Here is a 6,064-nt window from a genome sequence, read left to right on the forward strand (position 1 = left end):
GCGGGCGAGGCTGTCGAACCCGGTCCAGCTGGAGTACTGGGAGAAGGCCTGGCTCGACCGGTTCCGCGCGCTCTACACAGCCCACCGGGAACTGGCCACGGCGTGGGCGCGAGCGCGCGACACCCCCGGCCCCGACGCCGACACCCGGCTGGCCGAGGCCTACACCGCCTGGGACGGCGCGATCGAGGCGATCGACACCGCCCGCCGCGAGCAGCAGGCCTCCCCAGGGCTACAGCCCGCAGCGAAGGACGCCCTCGCCACCCTCGAACGCGAGTGGGACGGGGTCGTCGCGCACCGCGACTACCCCATGGTAGATCTTGACAACAACGCCGCGGAGCGCGCCCCGCGCCGCCCGGTCGTGACCCGCAAGAACGCCTACGGCTCCCGCACCGACGACGCCGCGGCCCTCGCCGCCGCCGTCTGGACCGTCCTGGGCACCGCCGAGAAGCACGGACTGAACACGCTGACCTACCTGACCGCCTACCTCGACGCCTGCGGCCGAGCCGGCGGCAAACCCCCACAGGGAACCGACCTCGACCGGTTCCTGCCCTGGCTGGCCAGCCCCGACGACCTCGCCACGTGGAAACAGCCACCCGGCTGACCACCACCCGGCGCGGCGTGACCCACAGTCACGCCGCCCACAACCATGCCCTCACACGACTTCCGAATACTTACCTCGGTAGATGGTGAAAATCCTTTTCGGCAGATCGACTCCTCCAGCGGCCCGCTCGTCTCAGCTTGATTTTTAACCTGTGCGGTGTTGGTGGGCGGTCATGGTGAGGTCCCGTCGGATGGTTTTTCCGACGTCGTGGTGGGGTGCGGGTCTGCGGTTGCGTGAGCCGGGAGGGCGGCCGGGGCCAGCCTTGGTGGGTTTCGGTGCGCTGGCGGGGAGGGGCATGATCGCGCGGATGTTCCGGAATCCTCGTCGGACTCGGGCGGGCGTGAGTCGTCCTGGTGGGGCGGGTTTCTCCCAGGGGCGGCGTAGGTCGCGGGCCAGGGGTCGGGCGAGGCGGAGCTGGGTGTGGACGGTGATGATCAGCCAGGTCCAGCGGTCCGCGGCCTGCGGGGTTCGGATCTTCGGGCGGGTCCAGCCGAGGGTCTGTTTGAACAGTCGGAAGGTGTGTTCCAGGTCGAACCTGCGCAGGAACGCCTGCCAGGCGCGGTCGATGTCGGTGGCGGTGGCGTCAACCGCGGAGGACCACAGCCAGACGGGCCTGGGGTCGCGGTCGCCGGGGAGGTGGTCGACCTGCAGGCGGATGAGGGTCCCTTCGATGATCGGTAGGTCTCCGGGGTGGTCGAGCCAGCAGGTGCGGTGGGTGAGCCGGGGGTGTAGCCGGTTCCAGCTGGTCGCGGTGGCGGTGCCGTAGCGGCTGGTGTTGGTGGTCGTGGTGTGCTGCAGTTCGGGCCAAGTCGCGGGCCTGTCGAGGGCGAACTCGGGGCCGTGCTTGGGCGGACGGCCGTTGGTACCCGGCTGTCTCGGTGGTTTGGCCAGGCGCAGGACACGGTCGGAACGGATCCGGCCGAGCACCTCGACAGGCAGGTCGGCCAGGACGAACGCCAGCCGGGTCACGTCGTACCCGGCGTCCATCACGATCAGGATGTTCGGGTCTCCGTCGTGCCAGTGCCCGGCGGCGATCAGCCGGCCCACGACCGCCCGGAGCTGGTCGGCGGTCACCGCTGTGGCGTCGTCGGTGGGGCCGAGGCGAACTGCGTCCAAGAGCGCGGTCCACGACGTCCGGCCGGACTCGAGGGCCGCGACGAACGAGTACGGCCAGCCAGGAATCAGCTGGGACTGGTTCTTCGCGCGACCATGAACATGGCAGAACAGCCGCTCCGCGCTGGTCGAGGCGTCCGAGCGCAGCCATGGGCTGACATCGACGGCCAGCACGAGTCGTCCGTCAGCGGCCGCGGGCAGCGGAAGGTCCGCGAGCGCACGTCGCAGCCGGGCGATCTCTAATCGGCCGCTGTTCAGCCCGTCGTACAAGGCTCCATGGCCGCGACGGTGCTCCGGGGCCAGTGTCAGGTCGACCAGCGTCCGGACCGGGCCGTCGGTGCACAGCACCGCCTCCGCCGTTTCGAACAGCGCGTCCGCTCGGCGGGTCAGGCAGTCGTAGAACTCCAGCCGGAAGCGACACAGCCGTCCCAGAGCCTCGACGCGTCCTGGTTCGTCCTGCACACTGCCCATCACGACCTTCGGCTTGATCCGGCTTCTTTGGCGAGAGCACGATCTTCCGAAGGTCGTCCCATGTCACGAGGACACGCCGACCCGCCCCACAACACCAGCAGGTATCGCGCAGCGTGACACCCGGCGGTTAAACGACAAGCTCAGAGCCTGTTTGGAATCTTGATCTATTGGGGGTCGGGGGTGGATCCAGGTCGCCAGCGGGGTACGGGTGTCCCTCGTACGATGCGGCGGGCCATCGTGCGGATCAGTGCCCAGCGGAAGAAGGACTCCGAATGCGCGGTGCGGCGTTCGTAGTCGCGCGCGAGTCGACGGTGGGCGGTCGTCCAGGCGAACGTGCGCTCGACGACCCACCGTCGCGGGAGTGCCTCGAAGGTCTTCTGGCCGGGTTTCTTCTTCACGACCTCGACCGTGGTGGCGAGGACGTCTTTCGCCCACCCGACGAGGGTGCCGGAAAAGCCCGCGTCGGTGAACAGGTGCCGGCAGCGGCGGTGATCGAATAGCGGGTCACCCGGCTGTCGCGTCGGCGACAGGACGCAGGCGGCGTTCGGACAGGTGCACCGCCATGCGTCGTCTGGCCTGGTTGCCAGGGCAGGCCAGGCCCGCGTCCCGGCGGCCGGGCCTGTGCCCAGCGGGTGTCGGGGAACCGGTCGGTCGCGTCGGCGAGCTGGCGGGCGTAGGCGAGCGCGTCCGCACTCGACTTTCACGGCCTCCCCCCGACAGCCCTGGCAGGCCACCCCCACCCCCTGGGAGTCGCCGGAAAATAACTCCGGTCTTTGATCTACGCGGGAGATCGTGGGACGCTCCGGCGTGTGGAGCGGATCAACGAGGTGGTGCTCGCGGAGAAGTTCGCGGTGCTGTTGCCGCATCTGGATGAGCGGCAGCGCCGGCTGGTGCTGGGTGCGGACGCGCGGGCGTTCGGGCATGGCGGGATCCGTCTGGTGGCCCGGGCGGCCGGGGTATCGGTGGACACGGTCTCGCGTGGTGTCGCCGAGCTGGGGGCGGGCGCAGCCTCGACGGGCCGGGTGCGCGCGCCGGGTGGGGGTCGTAAGGCGTTGCGGGAGAAGGATCCGGAGCTGGTGGCGGCGCTGCTGGCGCTGGTCGAGCCCGACCAGCGGGGGGCTCCGGAGTCGCCGTTGCGGTGGACGGTGAAGTCCACCCGCCGGCTCGCCGAGCAGCTCACCGCACGTGGGCATCCGGTCGGCGCGGATACGGTCGGTGGGCTGCTGCGGGCGGAGGGGTTCAGCCTGCAGGGCACCTCACGCACGACCGAGGGCGCACGTCACCCTGACCGGGACGACCAGTTTCGCTATATCAACGAACGGGTCAAGGAGTTCACCGCGGGCGGGCAGCCGGTCGTCAGTGTGGACACGAAGAAAAAGGAAGTCCTCGGTGACTACGCCGTCGCCGGACGGGAGTGGCACCGTAAGGGGCAGCCGGTGCGGGTCCGCGCCCATGACTTTCCCGAGAAGGGCGCGCAGAAGGCAGTGCCCTACGGGGTCTACGATCTGGCCGCCGACACCGGCTGGGTGTCGGTCGGCTGCGACGGGGACACCGCCGCGTTCGCGGTCGCGACCCTGCGTCGCTGGTGGGACGGGGAAGGCCGTCACCGCTACCCGACCGCGACCCGGCTGCTGATCACCGCGGACGTCGGCGGGGCCAACGGCTACCGGGTACGTGCCTGGAAGAAGGAACTCGCCGACCTCGCCCGCACGACCGGCCTGCAGATCACCGTGTGCCACTTCCCGCCGGGCACGTCGAAATGGAACAAGATCGAGCACCGGTTGTTCTCCCGGATCAGTACGAACTGGCGTGGCCGGCCGTTGACCAGCCACGAGGTCGTGGTCAACACGATCGGCGCGACGACGACTCGCACCGGGCTGAGCGTCCACGCCGAACTCGACCCCGGCTCCTACCCGACCGGGCTGACCGTGCCCGACGAGGTCATGGACGCCCTACCACTGACCGCCCACGACTGGCACGGCCCGTGGAACTACACCCTCGCCCCGGCGCCACCCCGCGCCGTCTCGACGCCGGCGTCCCGGTACGTCGAGACCGGCCAGCCCGACGACCGGGCCCCGGACTGGCTACACCATCCGACGATCACCGGGATGAACGGCGGCGAGTACGCCACCCTGCTCGCCTCCGTCGAGCAGTACATCCTCGACCACCCGCCCATCAGCCTGCACCCCAAGCGCGCCCGTCACCGGGTCCTGCGACGCGGGCCCCTGCCGCTGTCCGACCGGCTGCTGGTCACCGTGATCCACCACCGGTGGACCACCCAGCAGCAGGCCCTCACCCGTCTGCTGGGCTCACCCCGCGGAGCCGTCGGCGACGCGATCCACGAGATGACCCCAGTCCTGGACGGCCTCGACCGGCGGATCCAACCCGCGCCGATCACCGCGCCCACCGTCCAGGACCTCACCACCCTGATCCACAACATCAAGAACGGACCTTATTAATCGGCAAGTCCCAGGGCTCCGGCACGCTCGCGTTCTGATCGGTTCTGTCGGTAGATCGTCGGTGGCGGTGGTCTGTCCGGGTTGTCAGGGGAAGCCGTGAAGGTCGAGGGCGGCGGTGGCGGTCTTGTGGGCGCGGCGGCAGGCGGGAACGCTGCGATGACCGGCGCGACGCAGGGTATCGGCGACGGTGGCCCGGAACAGCGCGAGGACGGCGGGACCGCGGCCGGTCCGGCTGGTGCTGGAGTCCTCCCCGAAGGTCACGTCGCGGACGTAGTGCTGTTTGACCTCGATGTGCCACTGGCCGCGGGCGAGATCGGCCAGCAGCGCGGGGCTGGCCTGGTCCGCGGTCGCATCAGTGATCGCGTAGACCGTCTCGTGGCTGGCTGGCTGGCCTTTCTGCCGGCGCCAGCGTCTGATCCGGATGGCCTGGGCCGCGTGTGGGAAGTCGAGGTGGGTGACGGTGGCGACCTTCAGGGTGCGGGTCTCCTCCCGGCCATGACCCCGGTCGCGGGTGAGGTCCGCGGTCGGGATCTCCGTCCACGGCAACGCGGCCAGGAACGCCCGTAGCTTCGGCTGGTTGTGTTTCGCGACCGCCAGGTAGTGGGCGTTCTTCCGGACGACGAGCCAGTCGAGGTTGGACCGCACCGTGTGCAGGGCATCGAACGACACGAACGCCCCGGCCAGCTCCAGGGGTGCCAGCAGCGCACGGAACTCGGTGGTCTCGTTGCTTTTCGCGTCGATCTCCCGCTGGCCGAGGAGCGCCCCGGCGCCGTGGGCGGCGACCCCGAGCAGGTGGACCTGGCTCCCGTCCGCGCGTTTCGCGCCTCGGCTGGTCTTCCCGTCCACCGCATACGCCCGCACTGGCACCGCCTGGTCCCCGGCAGGCGGACGAACCGGGGCGGACGGGACCGCATCGGTGAGGTCAGCCGGGGTGTCGGCCAGCGGCGGATCAAGCAACGCGGTGGCGAGCGCCTGGTCATCGACGGTGTTGAGGAACCGGCGGATCGTGGCCTCGTCCGGCAGCAGGTGCCCGTCCCACGGATTCCACGGCAGCCGTAACCGGACTCGTTCCGTCCAGCTCGTCGCCGCCAGCCACTCGGTCACCGCCGCGACCCGGTCATGCCCGGCCGCGGTCACCGCGCACAACCAGACCGCTGCCAGCACCGGAAGCGGATAGACCAGCCCTCGGGCGGACCGATGATCCGGTATCGCCGCCAACCGTTCCCAGATCCCCGCACGCGACACGGCCCCGGCTCCCACCACCACGGCCGCGGCACGGGACAATGCGCCCACAGACACGCCGCACTCCAGACCACGCAGACGTCAGTGGGCGTTCTGCACGCTTTCGCCGGGTCTCAGCTTGAGTTGATCTCTGGGGTGCGGAGTTGATCGTCTTGCGTTCGCCGGCTGGCGCGTTCTG

General features: G+C 70.2%; 4 protein-coding genes and 1 pseudogene. 2 read left to right on the forward strand and 3 right to left on the reverse strand.

Annotated features, from left to right (window positions below):
- Positions 1-601, forward strand: a 601-nt coding sequence (locus tag BMG523DRAFT_RS21475) for a transposase (RefSeq protein ID WP_043591938.1), incomplete at its 5' end; no start/stop codon positions are given.
- A gap of 144 nt (positions 602-745) precedes the next feature.
- Here BMG523DRAFT_RS21475 and BMG523DRAFT_RS21480 read toward each other — a convergent pair.
- Positions 746-2,185 carry an NF041680 family putative transposase gene (locus BMG523DRAFT_RS21480; RefSeq protein ID WP_011435553.1) on the reverse strand — a complete coding sequence of 480 codons (1,440 nt, stop codon included), beginning with the start codon at positions 2,183-2,185 and terminating at the stop codon, positions 746-748.
- A gap of 164 nt (positions 2,186-2,349) precedes the next feature.
- Positions 2,350-2,682 (reverse strand): annotated as a pseudogene (locus tag BMG523DRAFT_RS25540) (transposase); the annotation flags it as partial.
- A gap of 312 nt (positions 2,683-2,994) precedes the next feature.
- Between BMG523DRAFT_RS25540 and BMG523DRAFT_RS21490 the strand changes: the two are divergent.
- Entirely contained in the window at positions 2,995-4,644 is a 1,650-nt protein-coding gene (locus BMG523DRAFT_RS21490; protein WP_051624007.1) for an ISAzo13-like element ISFsp13 family transposase, read from the forward strand.
- A gap of 84 nt (positions 4,645-4,728) precedes the next feature.
- Here the strand turns inward: BMG523DRAFT_RS21490 and BMG523DRAFT_RS21495 are convergent, their stop codons facing one another.
- Entirely contained in the window at positions 4,729-5,943 is a 1,215-nt protein-coding gene (locus BMG523DRAFT_RS21495) for an ISAs1 family transposase (protein WP_083494923.1), read from the reverse strand.
- Between the last annotated feature and the right edge of the window lie 121 nt (positions 5,944-6,064).

Origin of the sequence: Frankia sp. BMG5.23 (assembly GCF_000685765.2) — a bacterium.
GTDB lineage: Bacteria > Actinomycetota > Actinomycetes > Frankiales > Frankiaceae > Frankia > Frankia casuarinae.